General features: G+C 71.4%; 23 protein-coding genes. 8 read left to right on the forward strand and 15 right to left on the reverse strand.

Annotation, left to right across the window (positions count from 1 at the left end):
• Positions 1–80: 80 nt before the first annotated feature.
• The 9 genes from ACNNMR_RS34820 to ACNNMR_RS34860 form a co-directional block, all read right to left on the reverse strand.
• On the reverse strand, positions 81–1,436 hold the full coding sequence (locus ACNNMR_RS34820) for a sulfate adenylyltransferase subunit 1 (protein WP_419998682.1): 1,356 nt from the start codon (positions 1,434–1,436) through the stop codon (positions 81–83).
• Positions 1,437–2,372 carry a sulfate adenylyltransferase subunit CysD gene (cysD, locus tag ACNNMR_RS34825; protein ID WP_419998683.1) on the reverse strand — a complete coding sequence of 312 codons (936 nt, stop codon included), beginning with the start codon at positions 2,370–2,372 and terminating at the stop codon, positions 1,437–1,439.
• The gene (gene cysC / locus ACNNMR_RS34830) at positions 2,369–2,923 is read right to left on the reverse strand and encodes an adenylyl-sulfate kinase (RefSeq protein ID WP_419998684.1); all 555 of its coding nucleotides are present in this window, start codon (positions 2,921–2,923) and stop codon (positions 2,369–2,371) included. The genes cysD and cysC overlap by 4 nt, the downstream gene beginning before the upstream one ends.
• A complete protein-coding gene (locus ACNNMR_RS34835; RefSeq protein ID WP_419998685.1) occupies positions 2,920–3,624 on the reverse strand; it encodes a phosphoadenylyl-sulfate reductase in 705 nt (234 codons plus the stop codon). Before ACNNMR_RS34835 ends, cysC begins: the two co-directional genes overlap by 4 nt.
• Positions 3,611–3,805 (reverse strand): hypothetical protein, encoded by a 195-nt coding sequence (locus ACNNMR_RS34840; protein ID WP_419998686.1) that lies wholly within the window; start codon positions 3,803–3,805, stop codon positions 3,611–3,613. The genes ACNNMR_RS34835 and ACNNMR_RS34840 overlap by 14 nt, the downstream gene beginning before the upstream one ends.
• Complete coding sequence (locus ACNNMR_RS34845) at positions 3,802–5,499, reverse strand: nitrite/sulfite reductase (protein WP_419998687.1); 1,698 nt, start codon at positions 5,497–5,499, stop codon at positions 3,802–3,804. The genes ACNNMR_RS34840 and ACNNMR_RS34845 overlap by 4 nt, the downstream gene beginning before the upstream one ends.
• A gap of 132 nt (positions 5,500–5,631) precedes the next feature.
• Positions 5,632–5,715: a putative leader peptide gene (locus ACNNMR_RS34850; protein WP_362250088.1), complete on the reverse strand. Its 84-nt coding sequence runs from the start codon at positions 5,713–5,715 to the stop codon at positions 5,632–5,634.
• Between the two features lie 94 nt (positions 5,716–5,809).
• Positions 5,810–6,349 carry a GNAT family N-acetyltransferase gene (locus ACNNMR_RS34855; protein ID WP_419998688.1) on the reverse strand — a complete coding sequence of 180 codons (540 nt, stop codon included), beginning with the start codon at positions 6,347–6,349 and terminating at the stop codon, positions 5,810–5,812.
• Positions 6,350–6,423: 74 nt separating this feature from the next.
• The gene (locus ACNNMR_RS34860) at positions 6,424–7,047 is read right to left on the reverse strand and encodes a hypothetical protein (protein WP_419998689.1); all 624 of its coding nucleotides are present in this window, start codon (positions 7,045–7,047) and stop codon (positions 6,424–6,426) included.
• Positions 7,048–7,273: 226 nt separating this feature from the next.
• Here ACNNMR_RS34860 and ACNNMR_RS34865 point away from each other — a divergent pair, with 226 nt between their 5' ends.
• From ACNNMR_RS34865 to ACNNMR_RS34875, 3 genes are all read left to right on the forward strand, one after another.
• Positions 7,274–8,173 (forward strand): ABC transporter permease, encoded by a 900-nt coding sequence (locus tag ACNNMR_RS34865; RefSeq protein WP_419998690.1) that lies wholly within the window; start codon positions 7,274–7,276, stop codon positions 8,171–8,173.
• A gap of 79 nt (positions 8,174–8,252) precedes the next feature.
• The gene (locus ACNNMR_RS34870; protein WP_419998691.1) at positions 8,253–9,290 is read left to right on the forward strand and encodes an ABC transporter substrate-binding protein; all 1,038 of its coding nucleotides are present in this window, start codon (positions 8,253–8,255) and stop codon (positions 9,288–9,290) included.
• A gap of 20 nt (positions 9,291–9,310) precedes the next feature.
• Positions 9,311–10,105, forward strand: a complete 795-nt coding sequence (locus tag ACNNMR_RS34875) for an ABC transporter ATP-binding protein (RefSeq protein WP_419998692.1) — start codon at positions 9,311–9,313, stop codon at positions 10,103–10,105.
• Between the two features lie 43 nt (positions 10,106–10,148).
• Here the strand turns inward: ACNNMR_RS34875 and ACNNMR_RS34880 are convergent, their stop codons facing one another.
• Positions 10,149–11,369: a GAF domain-containing protein gene (locus ACNNMR_RS34880; RefSeq protein WP_419998693.1), complete on the reverse strand. Its 1,221-nt coding sequence runs from the start codon at positions 11,367–11,369 to the stop codon at positions 10,149–10,151.
• Positions 11,370–11,692: 323 nt separating this feature from the next.
• Entirely contained in the window at positions 11,693–13,333 is a 1,641-nt protein-coding gene (locus ACNNMR_RS34885; protein WP_419998694.1) for an acyl-CoA dehydrogenase family protein, read from the reverse strand.
• Positions 13,334–13,363: 30 nt separating this feature from the next.
• Here ACNNMR_RS34885 and ACNNMR_RS34890 point away from each other — a divergent pair, with 30 nt between their 5' ends.
• Complete coding sequence (locus tag ACNNMR_RS34890; RefSeq protein ID WP_419998695.1) at positions 13,364–14,536, forward strand: YihY/virulence factor BrkB family protein; 1,173 nt, start codon at positions 13,364–13,366, stop codon at positions 14,534–14,536.
• 52 nt (positions 14,537–14,588) lie between these two features.
• Here the strand turns inward: ACNNMR_RS34890 and ACNNMR_RS34895 are convergent, their stop codons facing one another.
• Positions 14,589–15,167, reverse strand: a complete 579-nt coding sequence (locus ACNNMR_RS34895) for a TetR/AcrR family transcriptional regulator (protein WP_419998696.1) — start codon at positions 15,165–15,167, stop codon at positions 14,589–14,591.
• A gap of 172 nt (positions 15,168–15,339) precedes the next feature.
• On the opposite strand from ACNNMR_RS34895, the gene ACNNMR_RS34900 reads away from it, so the two are divergent.
• On the forward strand, positions 15,340–16,245 hold the full coding sequence (locus ACNNMR_RS34900) for an NAD(P)-dependent oxidoreductase (protein WP_419998697.1): 906 nt from the start codon (positions 15,340–15,342) through the stop codon (positions 16,243–16,245).
• Here the strand turns inward: ACNNMR_RS34900 and polX are convergent.
• A complete protein-coding gene (gene polX / locus ACNNMR_RS34905) occupies positions 16,184–17,911 on the reverse strand; it encodes a DNA polymerase/3'-5' exonuclease PolX (protein WP_419998698.1) in 1,728 nt (575 codons plus the stop codon). The genes ACNNMR_RS34900 and polX overlap by 62 nt on opposite strands.
• Positions 17,912–18,064: 153 nt before the next feature.
• Between polX and rsgA the strand changes: the two genes are divergently transcribed.
• On the forward strand, positions 18,065–19,105 hold the full coding sequence (gene rsgA / locus ACNNMR_RS34910) for a ribosome small subunit-dependent GTPase A (protein ID WP_419998699.1): 1,041 nt from the start codon (positions 18,065–18,067) through the stop codon (positions 19,103–19,105).
• A gap of 14 nt (positions 19,106–19,119) precedes the next feature.
• Here the strand turns inward: rsgA and ACNNMR_RS34915 are convergent, their stop codons facing one another.
• The gene (locus tag ACNNMR_RS34915; protein ID WP_419998700.1) at positions 19,120–19,902 is read right to left on the reverse strand and encodes an MHYT domain-containing protein; all 783 of its coding nucleotides are present in this window, start codon (positions 19,900–19,902) and stop codon (positions 19,120–19,122) included.
• Between the two features lie 202 nt (positions 19,903–20,104).
• Positions 20,105–21,127 carry a helix-turn-helix domain-containing protein gene (locus tag ACNNMR_RS34920; protein WP_419998701.1) on the reverse strand — a complete coding sequence of 341 codons (1,023 nt, stop codon included), beginning with the start codon at positions 21,125–21,127 and terminating at the stop codon, positions 20,105–20,107.
• Positions 21,128–22,706: 1,579 nt separating this feature from the next.
• Between ACNNMR_RS34920 and ACNNMR_RS34925 the strand changes: the two genes are divergently transcribed.
• Positions 22,707–23,732, forward strand: a complete 1,026-nt coding sequence (locus ACNNMR_RS34925) for a protein phosphatase 2C domain-containing protein (protein ID WP_419998702.1) — start codon at positions 22,707–22,709, stop codon at positions 23,730–23,732.
• 250 nt (positions 23,733–23,982) lie between these two features.
• Positions 23,983–24,345 (forward strand): hypothetical protein, encoded by a 363-nt coding sequence (locus tag ACNNMR_RS34930; protein WP_419998703.1) that lies wholly within the window; start codon positions 23,983–23,985, stop codon positions 24,343–24,345.
• Positions 24,346–24,364 lie beyond the last annotated feature (19 nt).

Genomic DNA, 24,364 nt, shown 5'->3' on the forward strand with positions numbered 1-24,364 from the left:
GCCGCAGCCGCGCCGGCCGCTGCCGATGCGGCCGCCTTCCTTGGCGAAGGTCGAGAAAGCTTCCGTGGCTGCCATGGCGCTCAGAAGTCCCATCCGTCATCGGCGGAGGTGCCCTTGGCCGCGCCCTCGTCCGCGTGCGCGGCGTGGGCGTGCTCGGTGAAAGCCGTGCCCGCCATGCCGGCCGTGAGGGTGGTGCCGTCAGCCGGGTCGACCAGCAGGAACGACCCGGTGCGCCGGGAGTCGGCGTAGTCGTCGACCGGCAGCGGCTCGGCGGTGCGCAGCACGACCTCGCCGATGTCGTTGGCGACGAGCTGCCCGGGCGAGGGGTGCTGGGAGAGGTCGTCCAGCGTCAGCCGCGACGGGATCTCCTTGACCAGCGCCTTGACCGTACGGGTGGCGTGCTTGATCAGCACCCGGTGGCCGACGGTCAGCGGCGCGTCCGCGACATGGCAGACGGTCGCCTTGATGTCCTGGCTGACCGCGGGCGCGTCGGAGGAGGGCGCGATCAGGTCGCCGCGGGAGATGTCGATGTCGTCCTCGAGCAGCAGCGTCACCGACTGCGGCGTCCAGGCCACGTCCACCGGCGTGCCCAGCAGGTCGATCCCGGCGATCTTTGTCGTACGGCCCGAGGGCAGCACGGTGATCTCCTCGCCGACCCGGAAGGTGCCGGCGGCGATCTGGCCGGCGTAGCCGCGGTAGTCCGGGTGGTCGGCGGACTGCGGGCGGATCACGTACTGGACGGGGAAGCGGGCGTGGCAGCCGGTCAGGTCGTGGCTGGCCGGGACGGTCTCCAGGTGCTCCAGCACGGTCGGGCCGCCGTACCAGTCCATGTGGGCGCTGGCCTCCACGACGTTGTCGCCGTTGAGCGCGGAGATCGGGATGGCGGTGATCTCCGGGACGCCGAGGTTGGTGGCGTACGCGGTGAACTCCCCGGCGATCCGTGCGAAGACGTCCTCGGCGTAGTCGACGAGGTCCATCTTGTTCACGGCGAGGACGACGTGCGGGACGCGCAGCAGCGCCGCGATGGCGGCGTGGCGGCGGGTCTGCTCCACGACTCCGTTACGGGCATCGACGAGGATCACCGTCAGCTCGGCCGTCGAGGCGCCGGTGACCATGTTCCGGGTGTACTGCACGTGCCCCGGGGTGTCGGCCAGGATGAAGCGGCGGTTGGCGGTGGCGAAGTAGCGGTACGCCACGTCGATGGTGATGCCCTGCTCCCGCTCGGCGCGCAGGCCGTCGGTGAGCAGCGCCAGGTCGGGGGCGTCCTGGCCGCGGCTGCGGGAGGCGTGCTCGACGGCCTCCAGCTGGTCGGTCAGCACCGACTTGGAGTCGTGCAGCAGCCGTCCGACCAGCGTGGACTTGCCGTCGTCGACGGAGCCGGCGGTGGCGAAGCGCAGCAGGGTGGTGGCCGAGAGCTGCTCGGTCGCGGACGTCATTTAGAAATACCCTTCGCGCTTGCGGTCTTCCATGGCCGCCTCGGAGAGCTTGTCGTCGGCGCGGGTGGCGCCGCGCTCGGTGAGCCGGGAGGCGGCGATCTCGGCGATGACGGCGTCGAGGCCGGTGGCGTCGGAGTCGACGGCGCCGGTGCAGGACATGTCGCCGACGGTGCGGTAGCGGACGAGGCGGGTCTCGACCGACTCGTCGTCCTTCGGGCCGCCCCACTCGCCCGGCGCCAGCCACATGCCGCTGCGCTTGAAGACCTCGCGCTCGTGCGCGAAGTAGATCTCGGGCAGCTCGATGTCCTCGCGGGCGATGTACTGCCACACATCCAGCTCGGTCCAGTTGGACAGCGGGAAGACCCGGACGTGCTCGCCGGGCGCGTGCCGCCCGTTGTAGAGCTGCCACAGCTCGGGCCGCTGGCGGCGCGGGTCCCACGCGGAGAACTCGTCCCGCAGGGAGAACACCCGCTCCTTCGCCCGCGCCTTCTCCTCGTCCCGGCGCCCGCCGCCGAAGACGGCGTCGAACCGCTCGGCGGCGATCTTCTCCGTCAGCGGCACGGTCTGCAGCGGATTACGGGTGCCGTCAGGCCGCTCCTTGAGCACGCCGCGGTCGATGTAGTCCTGGACGCTGGCCACATGCAGCCGCAGGCCGTGCTTGGCCACCGCCCGGTCCCGGTAGTCCAGCACCTCGGGGAAGTTGTGCCCGGTGTCCACATGCAGCAGCGAGAACGGCAGCGGCGCGGGCGCGAAGGCCTTCAGCGCCAGGTGCAGCATGAGGATCGAGTCCTTGCCGCCGGAGAAGAGAATCACCGGCCGCTCGAACTCCCCCGCCACCTCGCGGAAGATATGCACCGCCTCGGACTCCAGCGCGTCCAGGTGGGTCAGCGCGTACGGGGAATCCGTGTCTTCGGCCGGTGTCGTAACCGTCGTCATGCCAGGCCCTTCTCGTTGAGCAGCGCGATCAGCGCCGCGGCGGACTCGGTCACGCTCTGCTCGTGCGCCTCGATCCGCAGATCCGGCGCGGCCGGCGGCTCGTACGGGTCATCCACACCGGTCAGCCCCGATATCTCGCCCGCCGCCTGCTTCGCGTACAGCCCCTTCACATCCCGTACGGAGCACACCTCGACCGGCGTCGCGACATGCACCTCGACGTACGGCGTGCCCTGCGCGGCGTGCCGCTTGCGGACCGCCTCGCGGCTGTCGGCGTACGGGGCGATGACCGGGGCGAGCGCCAGGACGCCGTTCGAGGCCAGCAGCTCGGCGACGTAACCGATCCGCTGCACATTGATGTGCCGGTCCTCGCGCGAGAAGCCGAGTCCCGCGGAGAGGAACTCGCGGATCTCGTCGCCGTCGAGCACCTCGACGCGGTGCCCGGCGGCGCGCAGCCGCGCGGCCGCGTCCTGGGCGATGGTGGTCTTGCCGGCGCTGGGCAGGCCGGTGAGCCACACCGTGGCTCCGTTGGTTGGTCGGCTCAACTCGCTCATCCGTGAATCCCGCATTCCGTCTTCCCCTGGCCCGCCCACCGGCCGGCGCGTGCGTCCTCGCCCTCCAGCACCCGCCGGGTGCAGGGCGCGCAGCCGATCGACGGATAGCCGTCCATCAGCAGCGGGTTGGTGAGCACGCCGTGCTCGGCCACGTAGGCGTCCACGTCGTCCTGCGTCCAGCGGGCGATGGGGGAGACCTTGACCTTCTGCCGCTTGGCGTCCCAGCCGACGACGGGCGTGTTGGCGCGGGTCGGCGACTCGTCGCGGCGGAGCCCGGTGGCCCAGGCGTCGTACGCCTTGAGGCCCTGCTCCAGCGGTGCCACCTTGCGCAGGGCGCAGCACAGGTCGGGGTTGCGGTCGTGCAGCTTCGGGCCGTGCTCGGCGTCCTGCTCGGCGACGGTCTGCTTCGGGGTGAGGGTGATGACGTTGACGTCCATCACCGCCGCCACCGCGTCGCGGGTGCCGATGGTCTCCGGGAAGTGGTAGCCGGTGTCGAGGAAGACCACGTCCACGCCTGGCCTGGCGCGGGACGCGAGGTGCGCGACGACGGCGTCCTCCATGGAGGAGGTGACGGCGAAGCGCTCGCCGAAGGTGTCGGTGGCCCAGGTGAGGATCTCCAGCGCGGAGGCGTCCTCGAGCTCCCGGCCGGCCTTCAGCGCGAGGTCTTCCAGGCTCTGCTGCGTACGGTCAACTGTGGTCATCGGGCGCTCCCTTGGTCAGGCCCCGGGCGAGCAGCCCGAGGAACGAGAGCTTGAATGCGCGATTGCAGGCGGCGCATTCCCAGGCGGCCCCTTTCCCGGGAGAGGCGCTGCCTTCTTCGCTCGGGCGCAGGTCTTCGTCGCCGCAGTACGGGCAGTAGAAGGGCGCGGCTCGCTCGCTCACTGGAGGGCCTCCTCGTCCGCGCGGGCCGCCCACTTCGCGAACGGCTCGTCCTGGTCGCGCTCGGCCTCGAAGCGCCGGACGACCCGCTCGATGTACTCGGCCAGCTCGTCGGCGGTGACCTTCAGGCCGCGGACCTTGCGACCGAAGGCGGAGTCCTCCATGGCGAGCGCGCCGCCGAGGTGGACCTGGTAGCCCTCGACCTGATTGCCGTCCTTGTCGCGGACCAGCTGCCCCTTGAGACCGATGTCCGCAGTCTGGATACGGGCGCAGGAGTTGGGGCAGCCGTTGATGTTGATGGAGATCGGCTCGTCGAACTCCGGCAGCCGCCGCTCCAGCTCCTCGATGAGCGCCGCCCCGCGGGCCTTCGTCTCGACAATGGCGAGCTTGCAGAACTCGATGCCGGTGCAGGCCATCGTGCCGCGCCGGAAGGCGGACGGCTTGACCTGCAGGCCGAGCGCGTCGAGGGCGTCGGTCAGCGGCTGTACCTGCTCCTCGGCCACGTCGAGGATGAGCATCTTCTGCTCGACGGTGGTACGGAGCCGGTCGGAGCCGTACTCGGCGGCGAGGTCGGCGATCTTGGAGAGCGTGGCCCCGTCGACGCGGCCGACCTTGGGGGCGAAGCCCACGTAGAAGCGGCCGTCCTTCTGCTGGTGCACGCCGATGTGGTCGCGCCATTTGGCGACCGGCTTTGCGGGGGGCGGGCCGTCGTTGAGCTTGCGCAGCAGGTACTCGTCCTCCAGCACCTGCCGGAACTTCTCCGGGCCCCAGTCGGCGACCAGGAACTTCAGCCGGGCGCGGTTGCGCAGCCGCCGGTAGCCGTAGTCGCGGAAGATGCTGACGACGCCCTCGAAGACGTCGGTGACCTCGTCGAGCGAGACCCAGGCGCCGATCCGTACGCCGATCTTCGGGTTGGTGGAGAGCCCGCCGCCGACCCACACGTCGAAGCCCGGGCCGAGCTCGGGGTGCTCGACGCCGACGAACGCGACGTCGTTGATCTCGTGCGCGATGTCGAGGATCGGGGAGCCGGAGACGGCGGACTTGAACTTGCGGGGGAGGTTGGAGAAGGCCGGGTTGCCGATGATGCGGCGGTGCGCCTCCTCGATGGCCGGGGTGCCGTCGATGATCTCGTCGGCGGCGATGCCGGCGACGGGGGAGCCGAGGATGACGCGCGGCACATCGCCGCAGGCCTCGGTGGTGGACAGCCCCACGGCTTCGAGGCGGCGCCAGATCTCGGGCACGTCCTCGATCCGGATCCAGTGCAGCTGGATGTTCTGCCGGTCGGTGATGTCCGCCGTCCCGCGGGCGAACTCCTGCGAGATCTCGCCGATGGTGCGCAGCTGCTGCACGCTCAGCCGCCCGCCGTCGACGCGGACCCGCAGCATGAAGTACTCGTCGTCCAGCTCGTGCGGCTCCAGGATCGCGGTCTTGCCGCCGTCGATCCCGGGCTTGCGCTGGGTGTACAGACCCCACCAGCGCATGCGTCCGCGCAGGTCAGCGGGGTCGATGGAGTCGAATCCGGCCTTGGAGTAGATCGTCTCAATGCGTGTCCGCACATTGAGACCGTCGTCGTCCTTCTTGAACTGCTCGTTCGCGTTCAGCGGCGTGAAATGGCCCACGGCCCACTGGCCTTCGCCGCGGTGGCGGCCGGCCTTGCGGCGATTCTGCGCAGCGGGGCGCGACTGGCTATCGGCCATGGTTGGTACGTCCTTCGGGCAGGCAGGCGGGCGCTGACCTGCTTAGTCAGGCGGAATAAGGGGGGCATGGCGGCTCGCCCACGACGGTGGGGGCGGCTCTGCACAAGTGAGATCTCGGCGGTGCTGGGACTGTCAGCCCGCCGGACAGATGGCGCTGGACATGCGGCCAAGGTCGACGTGACGTCGACTCACGAGGGCAACTCCAGCACGAGACATGACGGAAGCGTGGCATGGAGGCTTCCGGAGAGTCCACTGTTATCCATTATGTGGACGAGACTCGCTCGAATCGTGAGATGCGCTGATCAGCGCGCTAGGCGGAGCGCTCCTCGACGGTCGTGTCGTACACCCGGAAGCCGCGCTTCTCGTAGTTCGCCAGCGCATGCTCGCCGTCATCGCTGCAGGTGTGCAGCCAGACCCGCCGGGTCCGCTCCCGCCCCGGCCACCGCTCGGCGAGATCCCAGGCGCGGGCGACGCCGTACGCGAGCAGCGACCCGCCGAGCCCGCGCCCGCGAAATGCCGGAATGAGCCCGAACTGCGTGATCTCGATCACGCCATCCGCCTGCCCCCGCATCTCGACATACCCGGCCGGCGTCCCCCGGTCGTACGCGATCCAGGTCTCGGTCGCGGGCGCCTCGACGAACTCCCGCCACTGCTCGGGCGGCCACACCAGCCGGTCGGTCCAGGCGATGTCGCTGCCCACGGCGACGTAGAGGAATCGGTTCAGCTCGGGCGACGGCACCTCGGCGCGCATGATCATCGGCTGCTGGCCGCCACTCGGCGGAACGAGGTCCTCCGGCGCGGTCTGCTCGAGATACCAGGTGGTCAGGGTGGCGCTGGGCACGGCTGTCATGCCTCCCATCCCATCACAGCCCCGCCGAGCGGCCCTGCCGAGCGGCCGCGCTGAGCGGATCACTCGCCGGGGGGCTAGCTCCGCAGCTCGCCCCTCAGCGCCTTCATCGCATCGTCGAGCCGCCCCTTCGCGTCCTTCGTCGTGAGGCCGTCGAGGCCGACGAGGAGCGACGTGAAGATCTCCCGGTCCGGGGTCTTGAAGTCGAAGGGCGAGCCCAGCTCGGGGAAGAGCTCCCTGACGATGGTGGCGGTTGCCATCGAGACGTCGCTGTTCAGGACCTTCTCGTCCTCTTCGCCGAGCGCGGCAAGCGCGCCGAACCAGATGCCCAGACGCCAGGTCGTGGCCTTCGCGAACACCACATTGAAGAAGGCGCCGGCGACGGGGACATTGCCGAGGACCGTGTCCCAGACGAAGTCCTGGATCAAGAAGCGGATGTTCCGCTTGATGTACTCCTGCGCGGCGTGCGCGGTGATCTTGCCCTTGCCGTAGACGCCCCGGATGTCATTCCACATATCGCTGTACACGCCGATCATCCCGGCGTCGACGAGCACCGGCAGGCCGAACCCCACAACCCCGCTCAGCCCCTCCGCCCACATCCCGGCGGTAGCCACCTTCTGCGTGAGGTCGTACACCTCATCGGCCCGCTGCTGCTTCGCCTGCGGGCTCTTCCCGTCCCGGTCGCTTCCCTGTGCGCTCATGGATCCCCCTGCCGTCGTTGTCCGCACGACCAGCACCCCGGTCTCACCGTAGAAAGGAGCGACGGCCGCGCCCAGGGGCCAAATGTCCTTGAGCTCCGAGGAATCCGGGTGCAGACCCCTTGCCCGCACCCGTGCGTCGCGCTTAGCTTCGGGCAAGCGCTTACTAGGCGTGGCACCTGCTCTACCGCACACCCGCACGTCACCAAGCTGCACCGGGAGTCAGGCGATGCAGAAGACGCAGGATCGACGTCCGAGCTCCACCGGCCCCGAGACGGGAGTACCTACGCCGAATCGCGCCGGAGTACGGATCGGGGAGCGGCTGCGGCGGTTCGGGGGCGCGGTGTGGCGGCCGCTGATCCTGCTCGCGCTGCTCGGCGTCGTGTGGTGGTTCATCACCGCGCGGGAGATGGTCGAGCGATATCTCGTGCCGACGCCAGGCTCCGTGGTCGAGGTGCTGTGGGACGAGCGCTCCATGTTCTGGGAGCACTCGTATGTCACCTTCTACGAGACCGTGATCGGCTTCATCATCGCCGCGGCCGTCGGCGTCCTCGCCGCCGTGCTCATCGTCTACTCCGAGACCGCCGAGCGCACCCTCTACCCGATCATCCTCTTCGCCCAGGTCATTCCGAAGATCGCCATCGCGCCGATCCTCGTGGTGTGGTTCGGTACGGGCCTGTCGCCGAAGATCATCCTGGCGGTGCTGATCGCCTTCTTCCCCGTGGTGATCTCCGGCGTGGCCGGCCTCCGGGCGACCGACCCGGAACTGCTCGACCTGTCCGCCACGATGGGCGCCTCCCGGCTCAACGTCTTCATCAAGGTGCGCTTCCCCGGCGCGCTGCCGCAGCTGATGTCCGGGCTGAAGGTGGCCGTGACGCTGGCCGTGGTCGGCGCGGTGGTGGGCGAGTTCGTCGGGGCGAGCGAAGGCCTCGGATACGTACTGCTGCAGGCCAGCGGCAACCTCAACTCGGCGCTGCTGTTCGCCGACCTGATCCTGATGTCCGCGATCGGCATCGTGCTCTTCGTCGCCATCGAGGCCATCGAGGCGCTGCTGATCCCCTGGCACGCCAGCCGCCGCAACGCCGGTGGCGGCAGCGGCTCGACGATGCTGGCCACCACCTCGGCGTAAGCCCGCAAGCCAAAGCCCCGGGCCAACGCGCGCCCAGGTCCCCACCCCTCGTACCGACCCTCACCGGAAGGCCGCTCTGATGAGAACCGCAAAGAAGCGCACCACGACGGCCCGCACCCTGGCCCCCCTCCTGGCCGCCGTGCTGGCAGGCGCGGCCGCCTGCGCCCCCGACACCTCGGACGACAAGGGCGGCGGCAGCGACGCGGGGGGCGGCGGCAAGGGCAAGAAGGTCACGCTGACCCTGAACTGGGTCCCGTACGGCGAACACGCCGCCTTCTACTACGGCCTCGAGAAGGGGATTTACGAGAAGGCCGGCATCGACCTCACCATCAAGCCGGGGCACGGCTCCGCCGGCACCGTCAAGCAGGTCGCCCAGGGGCACTCGGACTTCGGCTGGGCGGACACCCCCGCGCTGCTGGCCGGGGTGAACGAGGGCATGAAGGTGAAGAGCCTCGGGGTCTATCTGCAAAAGGGCCCGTCCTCCGTGCAGTTCCTCTCCGACCAGAAGATCAAGACGCCCAAGGACCTCGAGGGCAAGACGGTCGGCGGCACGCCGGGCGACGCGCTGTACGCGACCTTCCCCGGCTGGCTGAAGGAGAACAAGGTCGACCCGGCCAAGGTGAAGGTCGTCAACATGGACCCGGCCGCGAAGATCGCCAACCTCGGCGCCGGCAAGGTCGACGCCATCATGGGCTTTTTCCACGACCAGGGACCCACCGTCGAGGACAAGACCGGCAAGCAGGTCGACTACCTCCTCTGGGCGGACTACGGCATGAACGTCCTCGGCAACGGCATCGTCACCGGCGACAAGATGCTGGGGGACGACCCGAAGCTCGCGAAGGCCTTCACCACCGCGACCGCCAAGGCGTGGACGGAGGCGGCGAAGCACCAGTCCGAGGCCGTGAAGATCATGTCGGAGTCGGTGGACGGGGCGCCGCCGGAGAAGGTGCTGGCGAGCCAGTTCAAGCAGACGCTGCCGCTGCTGGAGGGCCGTCACGGCGCCAATGACGAGAAGAAGTGGCAGGAGACCATCGACCTGCTCAAGGACGGCGGCATGCTGAAGAAGGCGCAGGCGCCGTCCGCGTACTGGGACGCGTCGTACGCGGGCCAGGGGTGAGCCGGGGCGTGGAGGCAGCGGTGGAGCTGGATAAGGAGCAGGCGGCGGCGGGCGGTCGGGCCGGTGTCGACATCGAGGACGTCACCTGTACGTTCACGACGAAGCGCAGCCGTACGACCGCCGTCGACGGGGTGTCGATGCGGATTGAGCCGGGGGAGTTCGTCTCCATCCTCGGCCCGTCGGGGTGCGGCAAGTCCACGCTGCTGAAGATGATCGCGGGTCTGGTACGGCCGACCACCGGCACCGTCCGGCTGCTCGGCGAGGAGGTGCGCGGCCCGCAGCGCCGGATCGGCTTCGCCTTCCAGCGGGCGGCGCTGCTGGAGTGGCGGGGCGCCCGTAAGAACATCCTGCTGCAGGCCGAGATGCGCGGCATGGACAAGGCCACCGCGGCCCGCAAGGCCGACGAACTCATCGAGCTGACGGGGCTGAAGGGCTTCGAGAACGCGCTCCCGCACGAGCTCTCCGGCGGCATGCAGCAGCGCGTCGCCCTGTGCCGGGCGCTGCTGCACGAGCCGCCGGTGCTGCTCCTCGACGAGCCCTTCGGCGCCCTGGACGCGCTGACCCGCGAGAACCTCAACACCGAACTGCACCGCATCTGGCGGGAGACCGGCACGACGGTGGTGCTGGTGACCCACTCGATCGCGGAGGCGATCTACCTCGGCACGCGCGTGGAGGTGATGAGCCCCCGCCCCGGGCGGGTGGTGGAGACGCTGCCGGTGGATCTGCCGCGGGAGCGGGAGTACGCAAAGGTGATGCGTACGGCCGCCTTCGAGGAACTGGCGGCGCGGATCAGGGGGATGCTGGGGGCGCACTGAGCGCCCGCCTGGCGCCCACCCCGAAGCGGGAGCGGGCCACCGGCTAGGCCGTGGTGGTCCGCGCCTCCCGCACCCCCGGCGCCGTGGAGTGCGGCAGCAAGTCCACCGGATGCTCCGGAAAGCGGATCTGCACGTTCACCCCGTCCGTGAAGCGATACGGGCGATGGGTGAGCACGCTCGACAGCGTCCGCCGCAGCCGAGACATCTCCGCCCGCACCGTCACCGTCCGGCTCGCATCCCCGAACAACCCGGCCGCCAGCGAAGCCGCACTCAGCCCATCCCGCCGCAGGGCCAGCAGCAGGAGCACCTCGGCGTGCCGCGGACTCAACTCCTGGGCCCAGCGCCCCGCGTACCCCTCGACCGTGAGCGTCCAGGCGTTGCGGCCGCTGACGTCGAGGACGACCTGGCTCGGCGCCTGCTCCTCCTCGGCGCGGCCGACGCGCAGCAGCCAGCCGCCGGGCAGCGGCTCCATGAGGCACCGGCCGAAGCCGGGCACGGTGCACTCGCCGGCCTCGGGACGGAGCGGCAGCCGGATCCGGTCCGGGGGCGCGAGGCCGACCGCGCCGGCCACCCAGCCGTGGGCGTCGACCGCGAAGGCCTGGCCGGGCAGGCCCGCGAGTACCGGGGCGGCCACCGCGCGCAGGCGGTCGAGGACTTGGCGGTGGCGTTCGCGCATGCTCGCTTCGGCGAGGCGGGTGACCGCGGTGACGAGGGGGAGGGCGGTGGGAGGAAGCGTTTCTGCAGGGCCGCTGAGGTCGGCTACGCCGAGCAGCTTGCCGTTCCGCGGATCGTGCAGCGGGGCGCCGACGCAGGTCCAGGACTTGTAGATGCGGAGGGAGTGCTCCCGGGCCCGTACGGCCAGCGGCGTGCGGGTGGCGAGCACGGTGCCGATGCCGTTGGTGCCGATGATCTCCTCGCCGACGTGGGCGCCCTCCGCGAGGCCGATGGCCTCCGCGGCGCGGAGGCCGCGCCGGCCGCCGCTGCGCCAGAGCACGACGCCTTCGGCGTCGGAGACCACGAGTACGTGGCCGGGCTCGTCGCTGACCGACTTCAGGCCCTCGTAGAGTTCGGGGAGCACGCTCGCCAGCGGGGAGGTCTCGCGGCGGTGCTGGACCTCCTCGCCGGGGACGTGGTGCTGGTCCGGGCCGCGGTCCGGGTCCACGCGGAAGCGGCTCGCCCGGCGCCAGGACTCGGCGATCTCCGGCCTTATGCGGTCCTTCGCGATGCGGTCCTTCGCGCCTAGCGCGCCAGGCTCCTCGAACATGACTCTCCCCCGAACGAGGTACTTACCACTCCATAGTGCGTCCTCCGGGCGTCAGCCACTGCCGTTTTCACCACATCGTTGCAACGCCCTGCAACTCTTGTGGGGAGCACGCACATTGGCGCAGGGTGAGGACCGCAGAGACCGGGAGCGGTGCCGAGTCGGCGCGGCACCGCTCCCGACGCGCGGCAGCGGAAACGATCCTCCCCTGTCCCCTTCAGGGGAGGGGCGGTACCGCTGCCGCGCACTGCGCTCCGCGCAAGGTGGGCCGGGATATCTGGGGGCTTCGCCCCCAGACCCCGACGCGCTGCCGCGCAGGCCGGTGCTCAGCCTCGTACCGGCCGAGCTCGCTCCACAATCGCGTCCAGGCCGCCCGACGGGGGCAGCGTGCCGAAGGCATGGCCCCAGTCCCCGCCCAGCCGCGACGCGCAGAACGCGTCCGCGACCTCCGCCGGCGCATGCCGTACGAGCAACGACCCCTGGATCACCAGCGCCAGCCGCTCCACCACCCGCCGCGCCCGCGCCTCGATCGCGTCCAGGTCGCTCAGCTCCGTCAGGAAGTCCTTCACCGCCGCGTCCAGCCGGTGATCAGCCCCCCGCGCCTCGCCCAGCTCCGTCAGGACCGCGTCCAGGGCGCCGGGCTCGCGCTGCATCGCGCGCAGGACGTCCAGCGCCTGGACGTTCCCGGAGCCCTCCCAGATCGAGTTCAGCGGGGATTCGCGCAGCAGCCGCGGCATGCCCGACTCCTCCACGTAGCCATTGCCGCCGAGGCATTCGAGCGCCTCCGCCACCGTCGGCGTGCAGCGCTTCGTGACGTAGTACTTCGCGGCGGGGACCGCGAGCCGCAGGAAGGCGCGCGCGGAGTCCGAGTCCTCGTCGTGCGCCGCCGCGAGCCGCAGCGCCAGCGTCGTCGCCGCCTCCGACTCGAGGGCGAGGTCGGCGAGGACATTGCGCATCAGCGGCTTGTCGATAAGGGGACCGCCGAAGGCGCTGCGGTGCTCGGCGTGGTGGACCGCCTGCGTCAGCGCCTGGCGCATCAGCGCGGACGAACCGATGACGCAGTCCACCCGGGTGGCGGCGACCATGCCGATGATGGTGCGGACGCCGCGGCCCTCCTCGCCGACCCGCCAGCCGATGGTCGTGCCGTCGAACTCGACCTCGCTGGAGGCGTTCGCGCGATTGCCGAGCTTGTCCTTCAGGCGCTGGATGCGGAAGGTGTTGCGGGTGCCGTCGGGGAGCACGCGGGGGAGGAGGAAGCAGGTCAGGCCGCCGGGCGCCTGGGCGAGGACCAGGAAGACGTCCGACATCGGCGCCGAGCAGAACCACTTGTGGCCGGTGAGCGCGTACGAGCCATCGGCCAAAGCCTCGGCCTGCGTCGTATTCGCCCGGACGTCCGAACCCCCCTGCTTCTCTGTCATGCCCATCCCGGCGATGGCGCCCGCCTTCCGCGCCGCGGGCTTCCCGAGCCCGAATTCGTACGACCGCGAAGTCAGCAGCGGCTCCCAGACCGCCGCCAGGTCCGGCTGCGCGCGCAGCGCGGGGACCGCGGCGTGGGTCATCGACAGCGGGCAGCCGTGGCCCGGCTCGACCTGCGTCCAGACGTGGAACGCGGCCGCCCTGCGCACATGCCCGTCGGGCCGCGACCAGGCGTCGGCGAGGCCGCCGGCCACCCCCTGCTCCATGAGGTGGTGCCAGGCCGGGTGGAACTCGACCTCGTCGATACGGTTGCCGTAGCGGTCGTGGGTGCGCAGCACCGGCTCGTTCTCGTTCGCCTGCCGTCCCCACTCCTGCGCCTCGGCGGAGCCCGCTCTGCGGCCGAGCACGCCGAGCTCGGCGTGCACCTCGGCGCGCCGCTCGGGGGCGACATGCCGGTCGATCCCCGCTCTTAGTGCCGCATCCGCCTCATAGGCGTCGTACTCCACCAGTGGCGGAGCCTGGTTGGTCACGGTGTGAGTGCTGGCTGCCATGACGGATACGGTAAGCAGGTGGGAGCGGGTATGGAAGGTGAACGGGAGCGGCCGCACGGCCGGCTCGACAGGGCGAAGGCCCTGTACCGGAACCTGCCCAAGCGCACCCTCGCCTGGCTGCTGCTGAAGGACACCGTCGGCTCCTGCATGCGCTACCGGGTCATCGGCCTCGCCGCCGAGGCCGCCTTCTTCTGCCTGCTGTCACTGCCGCCGCTGCTCCTCGGCCTGCTGGGCCTGCTCGGCTACTTCGACTCCTTCATCGACATGGAGACCATTCGGCGCAACATCATCGAGGCGTCGGAGAAGGTCCTCACCGAGAAGGGCGTCAACCAGCTCGTCCGCCCGCTGCTCGCCGACGTCATAGACGGCTCCACCCGGCCCGACATCATCTCGCTCGGCTTCGGCATCGCGCTGTGGTCGGGCTCGCGGGCGGTGAATGTCTTTATCGACACCATCACCGTCATGTACGGCCTCGACGGGCTGCGCGGCATCGTGAAGACCCGCATCCTCGCCTTCGGCCTCTACCTCGTCGGCCTGATCATCGGCGTGATCGCGCTGCCGCTGATGGTGGCCGGCCCGGAGGCGGTGGTGTCGCTGGTGCCGCAGAGCGAGGGCGCGGTGCGGGCGCTGTACTGGCCGGTCGTGGTGGTGCTCTCGATCTTCTTCCTGACCACGCTGTACCACGTGTCGGTGCCGGTCCGTTCGCCCTGGCGGGAGGACCTCCCCGGCGCGCTCGTCGCCTTCGGCATGTGGCTGCTCGGCAGCTTCCTGCTGCGCCTCTACCTCACCAACACCATCGAGGGCCCCACCATCTACGGCTCCCTCGCCGCCCCGCTCGCCGCCCTGCTGTGGCTCGGCGTCTCGGCCTTCGCGGTGCTGGTCGGCGCCGCGGTGAACGCCGCCTTCGACCGTGTCTGGCCGTCGGTCGCGACCGAGACCGGGCGGGCGGAGACGGCGCGGGCGCGGGAGGAGGCGGCGGCCCAGATCGTGGCGGAGGCCGCGGCCGAGCGGGTGGCGCGCGAGCGCGGCCTCGACGGCGACTCCTCGGCGCGGGAGTGGCGCGAGGGGCGCGAGCGCGAGTGGGAGGACGACGGGGAGGAGCGGGCGCGGCCGAACGGGGCCGTGTCGCGGTGGGCGAAGACGCTCCATGTGGAGGGGCTGGGGAGCCGGCTGCTGCGGCGGCGGGATCGGGAGCTCAAGTAGGCGGGTTCACCGTTGCGGGCTGAGGCGGGCGGATTCAGCGGATTCAGCGGATTCAGAGGTACGAGCTGAGCAGCCGCGCCAGGTGCTTGCCGGCGAGGTGGAGCGGACGTTCGCTACGGAAGACCTGGGCCGCGCCCTCCGCACCCTCGATGGTGGCGACGACGGTGACGGCCAGGTCCCGGGCCTCGGCATCGGCGATGCCGGCGGCGCGCAGCCGCTCGTGCACCAGCGCCTGCCAGTTCTCGTACGTCTCGCTGACCGCCTGCTGGATCTCCGGGATGAGCCCGGCGGTCTCGAGCGCCGTCGCGGTGACGGGGCAGCCGTCCGCCCAGTCCGACTCGCTCAGCCCGGTGGCGAGCGCCGAGGTGCAGGCGATGATCGCCTGGACCGGGTCCCGCGACCTGCCGAGGGTCTCGCGGAGGAGGTCGGCGAACTCCTGGTCGCCGTGCCGGATCGCGGCGATCGCGAGCTCCTGCTTGCCGCCGGGGAAGTGGTGGTAGACGGAGCTGACCGTGGCGCCCGACCCCTGCGCGATCTGCTTGATGGCGGTGCCCTCGTAGCCCTGCCGCTGCAGCAGCCGGGAGGTCACCTCGATGATCCGTTCCCGGGTGCCTGATGACGTCGTCTTCACGCGGGTGAGGGTACTGGATGGAGCGTTCGCTCCATAGCCGCAGCCCGCTGACCTGCTGGATGGAGCGTTCGTTCCAATCATGTGTTAGCGTCTCGCTGCATTGGATGGAGCGTTCGTTCCAGCCCGCTTCGGCCCGCTCCAGCCCCGCCCCAGCGCCTCAGGAGGTACGACAATGCCCACCACCCCCAAGCCCCACATAACCGTGATCGGACTGGGCCCCATGGGCCACGCCATGGCCACCGCCTTCCGCGCGGCCGGCCACCCCGTGACCGTCTGGAACCGCACCCCCGGCCGCGCCACCGCCCTCCTCGACCAGGGCGCCACCGAAGCCGCCACCGTCCCGGACGCCCTCGACGCCGGCGACCTGACCGTCCTCAGCCTCACCGACTACCCCGCCATGTACGCGATCCTCGACCCGTACACCCCCCACCTCCACGGCAAGACCCTCGTGAACCTCAGCTCCGACACCCCCGAGCAGGCCCGCAAGGGCGCCGCCTGGGCGGCCGGGCACGGCGCCGGCTTCCTCTCCGGCGGCGTCGGTGCAGCGCCCTCCGGCATCGGTGACCCGGAGAACTCCTTCACGTACTACAGCGGCGACAAGGCCCTCTTCGAGACCCACGAGCCCACCCTCGGCGTCCTCACCCGCACCGACTACCGCGGCAGCGACCCCGGCCTGGCCCAGCTGCACTACCAGCTCCAGATGGCCATGTTCTGGCCCGCCATGCTCAGTTACGTCCACGCCACCGCCCTCGCCCGCGCCAACGGCATCTCCGCCGCCGAGCTGCTCCCGTACGCCGTCGAGACCCTCGGCTCGCTGCCGCACTTCGCGGAGTTCTACGCCCCGCGCATCGACGCCGGCCACCACGAGGGCGACGTGGACCGCCTGACCATGGCCGAGGCGAGCATCGACCACGTCCGCCACACCGCCGCCGACTCCGGCGTCTCCCCGGGTCTCAACGACGCCCTCTTCGCCGCCGTCCGCCGCGCCATAGCCGACGGTCGCGGCGCCCACAGCCTCACGAGCCTCGGTGACCTTTTCGCAGAAAACGCCGCAGCTTCTGCAGCGGCCACGCGTTGATGACGTCCTCCGCCATCAGCCACCCGCGCTGCGCGATGCCCACGCCGTACGTCATGTTGTCCAGGTCCGGTACGGAATGCGCGTCGCTGTCCACCGAGAAGCGCACCCCGTGCTCCCGCGCCCGCAGGATCAGGTCGTCCGGGAGGTCGAGCCGGTTCGGGTGAGCGTTGACCTCCAGCGCCGTGCCCGTACGTGCGCAGGCCGCGAAGACCGCGTCCCAGTCGGCGTCGACGCCGGGGCGCTTGCCCGCCTTGCGGGTCGTCGGGTGGCCGATGATGTGCACGTGCGGGTTCTCGGCGGCCGCGATGAAGCGCCGCGTCATCTCGTCCTTCGGCTGGTCGAAGTGCGAGTGCACGGACGCCACGCATACGTCGAACGAAGCCAGGAAGTCGCCCGGCCAGTCCACCGCCCCATCCGGCCCGATGTTCAGCTCGGTGCCGTGCAGCAGCCGCATCCCCTTGGTCCGCTCGGCCAGCTTCGCCACCTGCTTCCGCTGGGCGAGCATCTTCTGCTTCGTCATCCGCTGCATCCGCAGGTCCGGCGCGTGATCGGTGATCGCGTAGTACGCGTAACCACGCTTCTTCGCCGCCGCCACCATCGTCTCCAGCGCATCCAGGCCGTCCGTCAGATCCGTGTGCGTATGCAGATCGCCGCGCAGATCGTCCTCGACCAGCAGCTCCGGCAGCTCACCCTCGAGCGCCGCCCGCACCTCGCCGCGGTCCTCCCGCAGCGGCGGCGGAATCCACGGCAGCCCCAGCCGCTCGTAGACGTCCTCCTCCGTCTCCACCTTGATCCGCCGCCCGCTCTTCGCGTGAAAGAGCCCGTACTCCGACAGTTTCAGCTTCTTCCGTACGGCGATCTCCCGGGTGCGCACGTTGTGCTCCTTCGAGCCCGTGAAGTACTGCAGCGCCGCGCCCCACGCACCCGGCGGCACCACCCGCAGGTCCACCTGCACCCCGTCGCCCGTACGCACCGAGGTCTTCGTCTCGCCGCGCCCGATCACCTCGGCGACCGACTCGTGCCCGGCGAAGGCCTCCATCAGCGGCCCCGAGTCCTCCGCCGCCGCCAGGATGTCCAGATCGCCGACCGTCTCCTTCCGCCGCCGCAGCGAGCCCGCGTACGCGCAGCGGACACACCCCGCCACCTCCGAAAGCCGCGCCACCAGCGACTGCGCGAGCTCGGTCGCCACATCCACCGGCACCCGCCCCGTCGCCGCCCGCAGCAGCTCGATGCCGTGCAGCAGCTTCTCCTCGCTCTTCGGGCCGAAGCCCTTCAGCCCGCGCAGCCGCCGCTCGTCGATCGCCGCCGCCAGCGCGTCCACAGAGTCCACGCCGAGCTCGTCGTACAGCTGCAGCGCCCGCTTCGGGCCGAGCGCGGGGATCTCCGTCAGCTCCCGCACACCCGCCGGGATCTTCGCCCGCGCCTCCTCGATGGCCGCGACCTTGCCGGTGCGCAGATACTCCGCCACCTTGTCCGCGATCGACGAGCCCACGCCGGGGATCGCCTTGAGCTCCTTCGCGCCGAGCTTGGCCACGTCCGCGCCGTGCCCGCCCACCGCGCGGGCGGCGCGCTCGTACGCACGCACCTTGAAGGCGTCGCCGCCGGTGATGGACAGCAGGTCCGCGTATTCCTGCAGCAGCGCCGCGATGTCGTCGTTCACACCCACCCCACGAAAACTAATGGCGACCGGCCCACACCGCCGCTTACGCTGCGGGCGCACGCCGTAACCCGAGCAGGGAGGTGAGGACCATGACCGTCGATTGCCGGGGCCAAGGCCCCAATTCGTCGCAGCTTCACCTCACCCTGAAGGGTCACTCTCTTGCCACACCTCTCAAGCTCTGACGCCCTCGCGGCCTACGGCTGGGACGAGGCGTTCGCCGACGCCTTCAGCCCGTACGAGGCCGATGGGCTGACCCCCGCCCGCATCGTCCGCGTCGACCGCGGCGGCTGCGAGGCGGTCACGGCGGACGGTCCGGTACGGGCCGCCATCGCCGCCGACTCGGGCACCGACCCGACCCGGCTGCCGTGCACCGGCGACTGGGCGGCGCTGGAGCCGGGGGAGCATCCCGTCATACGGGCGCTGCTGCCCCGCCGTACCGCGTTCCTCAGGTCGGCGTCCTCGAAGCGTTCCGACGGGCAGGTGCTCGCGGCCAACGTCGACCACGCCGTCGTCGCCGTCCCCCTCGCCCACGAGCTGCGGCTCGCCCGGCTGGAGCGGATGCTCTCGCTGGCCTGGTCGAGCGGCGCGCAGCCCGTCGTCGTACTCACCAAGGCCGACCTCATCGAGGACCCGGACGTCCTCGGCCACCTCCTCGCCGATACGGAGGCCGCGGCGCCCGGCGTGCCGGTGCTCGCGGTCAGCGCCACCACCGGGCAGGGCGTCGAGGCGCTGCGCGCCGCCGTCGCGGGCGGCACGACGGTGCTGCTCGGCCCGTCGGGCGCCGGCAAGTCCACGCTCACCAACACCCTGCTGGGCGCGGCTGCCCAGGAGGTCAACGCCATCCGCGACAGCGACGGCAAGGGCCGCCACACCACGACCACCCGCGACCTGCTGCCGCTCCCCGGCGGCGGCGTGCTCATCGACACGCCGGGGCTGCGCGGGGTGGGGCTGTGGGACGCGGAGGACGGCCTCGCGCAGGTCTTCACCGAGATCGACGCGCTGGCGGCCGGGTGCCGCTTCGACGACTGCGTGCACGAGAGCGAGCCGGGCTGTGCGGTGCAGGCCGCCGTGGAGTCGGGCGACCTCCCGTACCGGCGGCTGGAGAGCTACCGCAAGCTGCTGCGCGAGAACCGCCGCATCGCGGCGCGCACGGACGCGCGGCTGCGCGCGGAGGAGCGACGGCGCTGGAAGAAGCGCTAAGCGGCCTCGGGGGCTTAGAAGTACCCCACCCTGGCCCGCTCGGCCCGCTGCCGGCGCCGCTCCTTGGCCACCGGATCCGGATCCATGCAGACGAAGAGCCCGACGAAGAACAGCAGCAGCACCGGCCCGATCAGCATGGGCGCGAGCACCGCCAGCGGCTGGCTCCCGCCGTCGGCGGTGCCGGGCGCCGCCGAGATCCGCAGCGCCGCCATCCCGGTGTAGTGCATCCCGCAGACCGCGGCGCCCATGATCAGCGAGCAGCCGACCGCGGCGCTGAAGCCGGTGATCGTCACGGCCAGCCACAGTGCGCCCGTGGCGGCGAGCACCGCGATCACGATCGACATGAGCAGGGTCGTGGTGTCGTACGAGATGTGCCCGGCGAAGCGCATGCCCGCCATGCCGAGATAGTGCATGGCCGCGACGCCGAGGCCGGTGATCAGGCCGCCGGTCATCAAGGGCAGGGCGCCACGCCCGCCGTAGCCGACGACGAAGCTGCCGATGCCGACGACCAGGATGGACACGGCGAGGCTGGCGAAGGTGACCGGCACGTCGTAGTCGATGTCCAGGCCCTCGACGCTGAACCCGAGCATGGCGATGAAGTGCATCGTCCAGATGCCGGTGCCCAGACCGATGGCGCCCAGCACCAGCCAGCGGACCCGGACCTTGGGGGACCGGGTCACGGCGCGCAGCATGCAGCGCAGTCCGAGGGCGGCGCCGAGGCAGGCGGCCGCGTACCCGAGAATCGGGGTCAGCGCTCCGTAGGTGAAGCCCTCGACCGGTAGTTCGGCGGCCTGCATGTTGGCTCCTTCCGGTTGGGACAACCGGCGGCGAAGTTAGCAGGAGGAGGGGAACGGCTGATCGACCGGGGCGCGTGCCGAATCCGCGGCGGAGGCGGCGGCTGGCCTGCAATCACGGGGATTTTGCGGATTCGCCGAATATGGCCTGGGCTTTGATGTGTTGGCTATGTCATAGAATCCGCCAGAGAGCATTACGGGTTGTTCACGAATTCTCCACGTACCGGGGCGCGGGCGGCCGGGAGGCCGTCCGGGACACCCACCCCCGCTCGTACGCATACCAGCCGAGCTGTAGCCGGGTGGCGACGCCGACGATTTCCATCAGCCGCTTCACCCGGCGCTGCACGGTGCGCAGGCCGAGGTCGAGCTGCTTGGCCACGCTGGCGTCGGTGAGGCCGGCGAGGAGCAGCGACAGTATCTGCAGATCCGTACCGTCGGGCCCGTCCTCGCCCGCATCGGCGACGCTCCCGTCCGCGGTCAGCCGCAGCGGCAGCGCATGCCGCCACACGCTCTCGAAGAGCCCGGTGAGCGAGTCCGTGAGCCCGCTCGCGTGCACGACCAGCGCGGACGGCTCGGTGCCGCGCCCGGTGAGCGGCACCATGGCCACGCTGCCGTCCGCGACGACGAGCTTCGTCGGCACCCGGTCGGCGAGCCGCACCTCCTCGTCCCGGCCGAGCGCGGTGGCGGCCTCCTCGATGCCGGTGGGGTGGGTGAGCACCTCGCGCTCGATGACGACGCGATAGCGCACGCCGCGGGCGGTGGCCTGCTCCTCGGCGAGATTGTCGCGGGCGCTGACGGCGGTGGGCTTGCCGGTGACGAGCGCGCAGACTTCTTTCACGGCCCCGAGCTGGAGCTGCAGAAACCGGTGCGCGACGGCGCCGGCCCCGGTGACGACCTCGACGAGATCGTGCACGGCGAGCTCGGCGGCCTCGGCCCGATACTCCTCGGCGAGCCGGGCGGCAGCGAGCTCAGCCTGCTCCAGCTCGTGCCGCTGCTGGGTGAGCAGCGCGCCGAGCGCGACATTCGGCGGCGCGGCGACCCACCGCCCCGGCCGCGCCGACGACTGCGCGGCGAGCCCCTGCCGCTCGAGCCGCCGCAAGGTCCGTACGGCCTCCTCCTCCGGCAACGTCAACCGGAGCGCCAGCTCCGGCACTTCGGCACCCCCCAGCCCCACGAGCGTGCGATACGCCGACTCCTGCACCTCATCAAGCCCGATGGCATGCAGCATCTGAACAGCTCCCTCCCCAGGTGTCGCTGTACGACGGCCCCACCCTCGCCGTTGGCGGAAACCAGCCACGGCGCAAAACCGCCGCGCACATCATCCCTGCCAAAGCCCGGTTTCCGAAGCCGGTTTCCACACTCCCCGAAGTGTGGACAATAAGGGCATGGGCGAGCAGGGGGAGCACCACAGCGGGGAGCCACAGGGCGCGGATGCGGACGCGCATGCGAATGCGGACGCCTGGTGGGACGACTTGTACGCCCCGGATACCCCGGACACGGGGGCCCCTTCCGGGGCCGGGGACACGCTGGATGACCGGTATGCGTCGGCTTCTCGGGCGGTGGGGGAGGGGGATGGCGGGGATGCGGCGGCCGCGGATGCCGCGGGGGCGGCGGAGGCGGGCTTGGACGCGGGCCCGGCAGAGGAGGGCCTGGCCTCGGCCCCGGCGGAGGCGGGCTTGGACGTGGGCCCTGCGGAGGTGGGCTTGGACGCGGGCCCGGCCTCGGTCTCGGCCCCGGCGCCTGCCGCGGACTCGAGCTTAAGCACGGACCCGGACCCGGACCCGGACCCGCCACGAACCACGGCACCGGACCGACCACCGGAGCCCGCGAGTGCGATGCGGAACTGGCCGGACGCAGCCCTCGCAGCAGCCGCAGAGCCGACACCCACATCGCGACAGCCAACGGATCCGGAAGCCGACACGCAGCAGCCCTCGACGCGGCAGCCCGACGATGCGGACCGGGATGGCCTCGCCGACGCTGACCGCCCTGCCGGCCGGGGCGGCAGTGCCGGTCCGCAAGACGCCCGCCCGGCCGAGGACTTGCGCCCCGCGGCATCCGTCGACTGGCCCGCCCCGGCGGCCGAGATACCGCCATCGCCCGCCGCTCCGCCCGCCGCTCCGCCCGCCGCCTCGCCCACCGAAGACCTGCGCGAACCCGCCGACTCCACCCCACCCCCTCCACCGCCGACCCCAACCACCCCGCCGGTCACACCTCCCGACCGGCCCACCGCACCATCCGCAGACCCCACAACCGAACACCCGGCCAAGCCGCCAGCACCCACGCCGGCCCCGCAGCTCGCCCCCGACGCCACCACGTCCATGCCGCAGGCCCCGCCCGCTCCCCCTTCCGGCTGGCCGTCGGCCCCCGCCGAGCCGCCGCCCGCCGAGCCCGCACCCCCCGCCGAACCCGCACCCCTCCAGCCCGCGGCCGACCGCCCAACTGGCCCGGCTCCCTCACCGCAGTCGCCGCCCGTCACCGCGTCCGTGCCGGAGGTGCCGCCGACTCGCGCTTCCGGCGAGCCGCCCGCACCGTCCGCCGAGCCCGTGGCCGACCGCCCAGCCGCCCCGGCGCCCACACAGGATTCGTCGCCTAGCGCGGATCCCGCCTCCGCGTCGGACTCGGCACCAGTCCCCGCCCCCACGCCGGAGCCACCGCCTGCTTCTGCCTCTACTCCCGGGGCCCCGCCCGCTCCTACCCCAACGCCCGAACCCTCGCCCACCCCTACGCCGACGTCCGCTCCGACGCCCACGCCTACGCCCCAGCCCCCACCCGCCCCCACTCCCGAGCCCGAGGCACCACCCGCCCCAATGTCCGCACCCGCGCCGCCGCCCCCTCCCCATTCCCCGCCCGTACCCGACCCCCGTACCCCCGCCCGCGAGGGCGATCGCACCGCACCCGAAATCCCCCGCGACACCCTCCGCTTGCGCGGCTGGCGCGGCAGGGGCGGCGAGCCCCCGGACACGCGTGGTGACTTCGTAGGGGATCGGCCGCCGACTTACGAGCCCGAGCCGACGTCGCTGCCGCTTGCCACCGCCGGCACGCTCGCCGACCTTGTGTCGGACACCGTGCTCGATGGTGCGCATTACGGGACCATGACGCTGCGCACCGCCTCCATCCGCGGGGACTCCGCCCGCTATCGCGGCGAACCGCGTCGCGACGCCGTCCTCACTGCCCGCTTCGGTGCGGGCGACGAGGCGCTGCTGCTCGTCGCCGTCGCCACCGGCGCTCGCGCCGCGGAGCAGGCGCATCTCGCTGCCCGCGACGCCTGTCTGTGGATCGGCGGCGCGGTCGGGCGCAGCCATGCGCGGCTTGCCGAGGACATACGGGAGGGACGCCGCGGGTCGCTCAAGTCGGGGCTGCACCGGCTGACCGGGCGGAGTTACGGGCTGATGCGGGCGAAGGCGGCGGACCTGGGGTCCGTGGCCGGCGAGTACACCGCCGCCCTGCGCTGCCTGCTGCTCCCCGCCGATCCGTCCTGCCGGACGCGCGTGTTCTTCGGGACCGGACCCGGCGGACTCTTCCGGTTGCGCGACGGCGCCTGGCAGGACCTGGAGCCCGCCGCAGGCGACCCGACCGCGCCCCCCGGCGAAGCCGGTGAGCCCACGCTTCCCTTCGTCTTCCGCGCCTCCGTCGCCCGCCCCGACGACGTGCTGCTGCTCTGCAGCCAGGGACTCGCCGAGCCGCTCCGCGGCCAGCCCGCCCTCACCGACCGGCTCGCCGAGCGGTGGCACGACGGAGAGCCGCCCGGCCTCGCCGCCTTCCTTGCCGATGTGCAGCTGCGCGCCAAGGGATACGCCGATGACCGCACGGCCGCCGCGGTCTGGGAAAGCTGACCAATCGTCAGCACAGCCGGAAGCGCCCCGAATTCGGCTTCCCGAGCGGCGTTTAGATAAGGGATTAGGGAAGTCGACATATCACATTGGGTGCGGCCGTTAGAGAGAAAGAATGCGGCGGGCTCGGCCATACGGGTGGTTTCCGGGGCGTCGCGATTCGGTAAATGGCCATCCCGTCGCGCAGGATGAATCTCGTCCGATTCCGGCAAACTCATCTGCCCGCTCCCCAGGGCAGGAAGGAAAGCATCGAATGTCTGCCAAGAAGTCCGTGAAGCGCATTGCTGCCGTGGCGGGCGTCGCCGCCGTCCTCACTGCGGGTGCCGCTCCGGTTGCCTCCGCTGCCCAGCTCGGTGGTAGCGACGGTGGCGCCTCCAACTGCACCGTCAAGGAGCAGGGTGAAGAGGGCAAGGAGTACAAGTACATGGTTGACACCTGCCAGTTCATTGGCGGGTTCGGCCTGAACTCCCTGGTCCACGGCGCCGTCCTGGGCAAGGAGGTCCCGAAGGACGACAAGGCCGAGGGTGCCGACGGCACCAGCGCCAACGTGAGCGGCGACGCCAACGTCACCGCCCCGGCCACCGTGGTCGAGGAGCCTGCTGCCGGCCTGAAGTAACTCCGGGCGGCCCTGGCCG

The sequence above is a fragment of the Streptomyces boninensis genome (genome assembly GCF_048572725.1).
In the GTDB taxonomy this organism is placed as follows: Bacteria; Actinomycetota; Actinomycetes; order Streptomycetales; family Streptomycetaceae; genus Streptomyces; species Streptomyces boninensis.

Coding starts and splice junctions, on each gene's coding strand:
- ACNNMR_RS34880 (WP_419998693.1), bottom strand. CDS start 11,369: ATGTTCGAGGAGCCTGGCGCGCTAGGCGCGAAGGACCGCATCGCGAAG.
- ACNNMR_RS34890 (WP_419998695.1), top strand. CDS start 13,364: ATGGAAGGTGAACGGGAGCGGCCGCACGGCCGGCTCGACAGGGCGAAG.
- ACNNMR_RS34850 (WP_362250088.1), bottom strand. CDS start 5,715: ATGTCTCGTGCTGGAGTTGCCCTCGTGAGTCGACGTCACGTCGACCTT.
- ACNNMR_RS34865 (WP_419998690.1), top strand. CDS start 7,274: ATGCAGAAGACGCAGGATCGACGTCCGAGCTCCACCGGCCCCGAGACG.
- ACNNMR_RS34845 (WP_419998687.1), bottom strand. CDS start 5,499: ATGGCCGATAGCCAGTCGCGCCCCGCTGCGCAGAATCGCCGCAAGGCC.
- ACNNMR_RS34870 (WP_419998691.1), top strand. CDS start 8,253: ATGAGAACCGCAAAGAAGCGCACCACGACGGCCCGCACCCTGGCCCCC.
- ACNNMR_RS34930 (WP_419998703.1), top strand. CDS start 23,983: ATGTCTGCCAAGAAGTCCGTGAAGCGCATTGCTGCCGTGGCGGGCGTC.
- cysC (WP_419998684.1), bottom strand. CDS start 2,923: ATGAGCGAGTTGAGCCGACCAACCAACGGAGCCACGGTGTGGCTCACC.
- ACNNMR_RS34900 (WP_419998697.1), top strand. CDS start 15,340: ATGCCCACCACCCCCAAGCCCCACATAACCGTGATCGGACTGGGCCCC.
- ACNNMR_RS34925 (WP_419998702.1), top strand. CDS start 22,707: ATGTCCGCACCCGCGCCGCCGCCCCCTCCCCATTCCCCGCCCGTACCC.
- ACNNMR_RS34920 (WP_419998701.1), bottom strand. CDS start 21,127: ATGCTGCATGCCATCGGGCTTGATGAGGTGCAGGAGTCGGCGTATCGC.
- cysD (WP_419998683.1), bottom strand. CDS start 2,372: ATGACGACGGTTACGACACCGGCCGAAGACACGGATTCCCCGTACGCG.
- ACNNMR_RS34860 (WP_419998689.1), bottom strand. CDS start 7,047: ATGAGCGCACAGGGAAGCGACCGGGACGGGAAGAGCCCGCAGGCGAAG.
- ACNNMR_RS34915 (WP_419998700.1), bottom strand. CDS start 19,902: ATGCAGGCCGCCGAACTACCGGTCGAGGGCTTCACCTACGGAGCGCTG.
- ACNNMR_RS34885 (WP_419998694.1), bottom strand. CDS start 13,333: ATGGCAGCCAGCACTCACACCGTGACCAACCAGGCTCCGCCACTGGTG.
- ACNNMR_RS34835 (WP_419998685.1), bottom strand. CDS start 3,624: ATGACCACAGTTGACCGTACGCAGCAGAGCCTGGAAGACCTCGCGCTG.
- ACNNMR_RS34820 (WP_419998682.1), bottom strand. CDS start 1,436: ATGACGTCCGCGACCGAGCAGCTCTCGGCCACCACCCTGCTGCGCTTC.
- ACNNMR_RS34855 (WP_419998688.1), bottom strand. CDS start 6,349: ATGACAGCCGTGCCCAGCGCCACCCTGACCACCTGGTATCTCGAGCAG.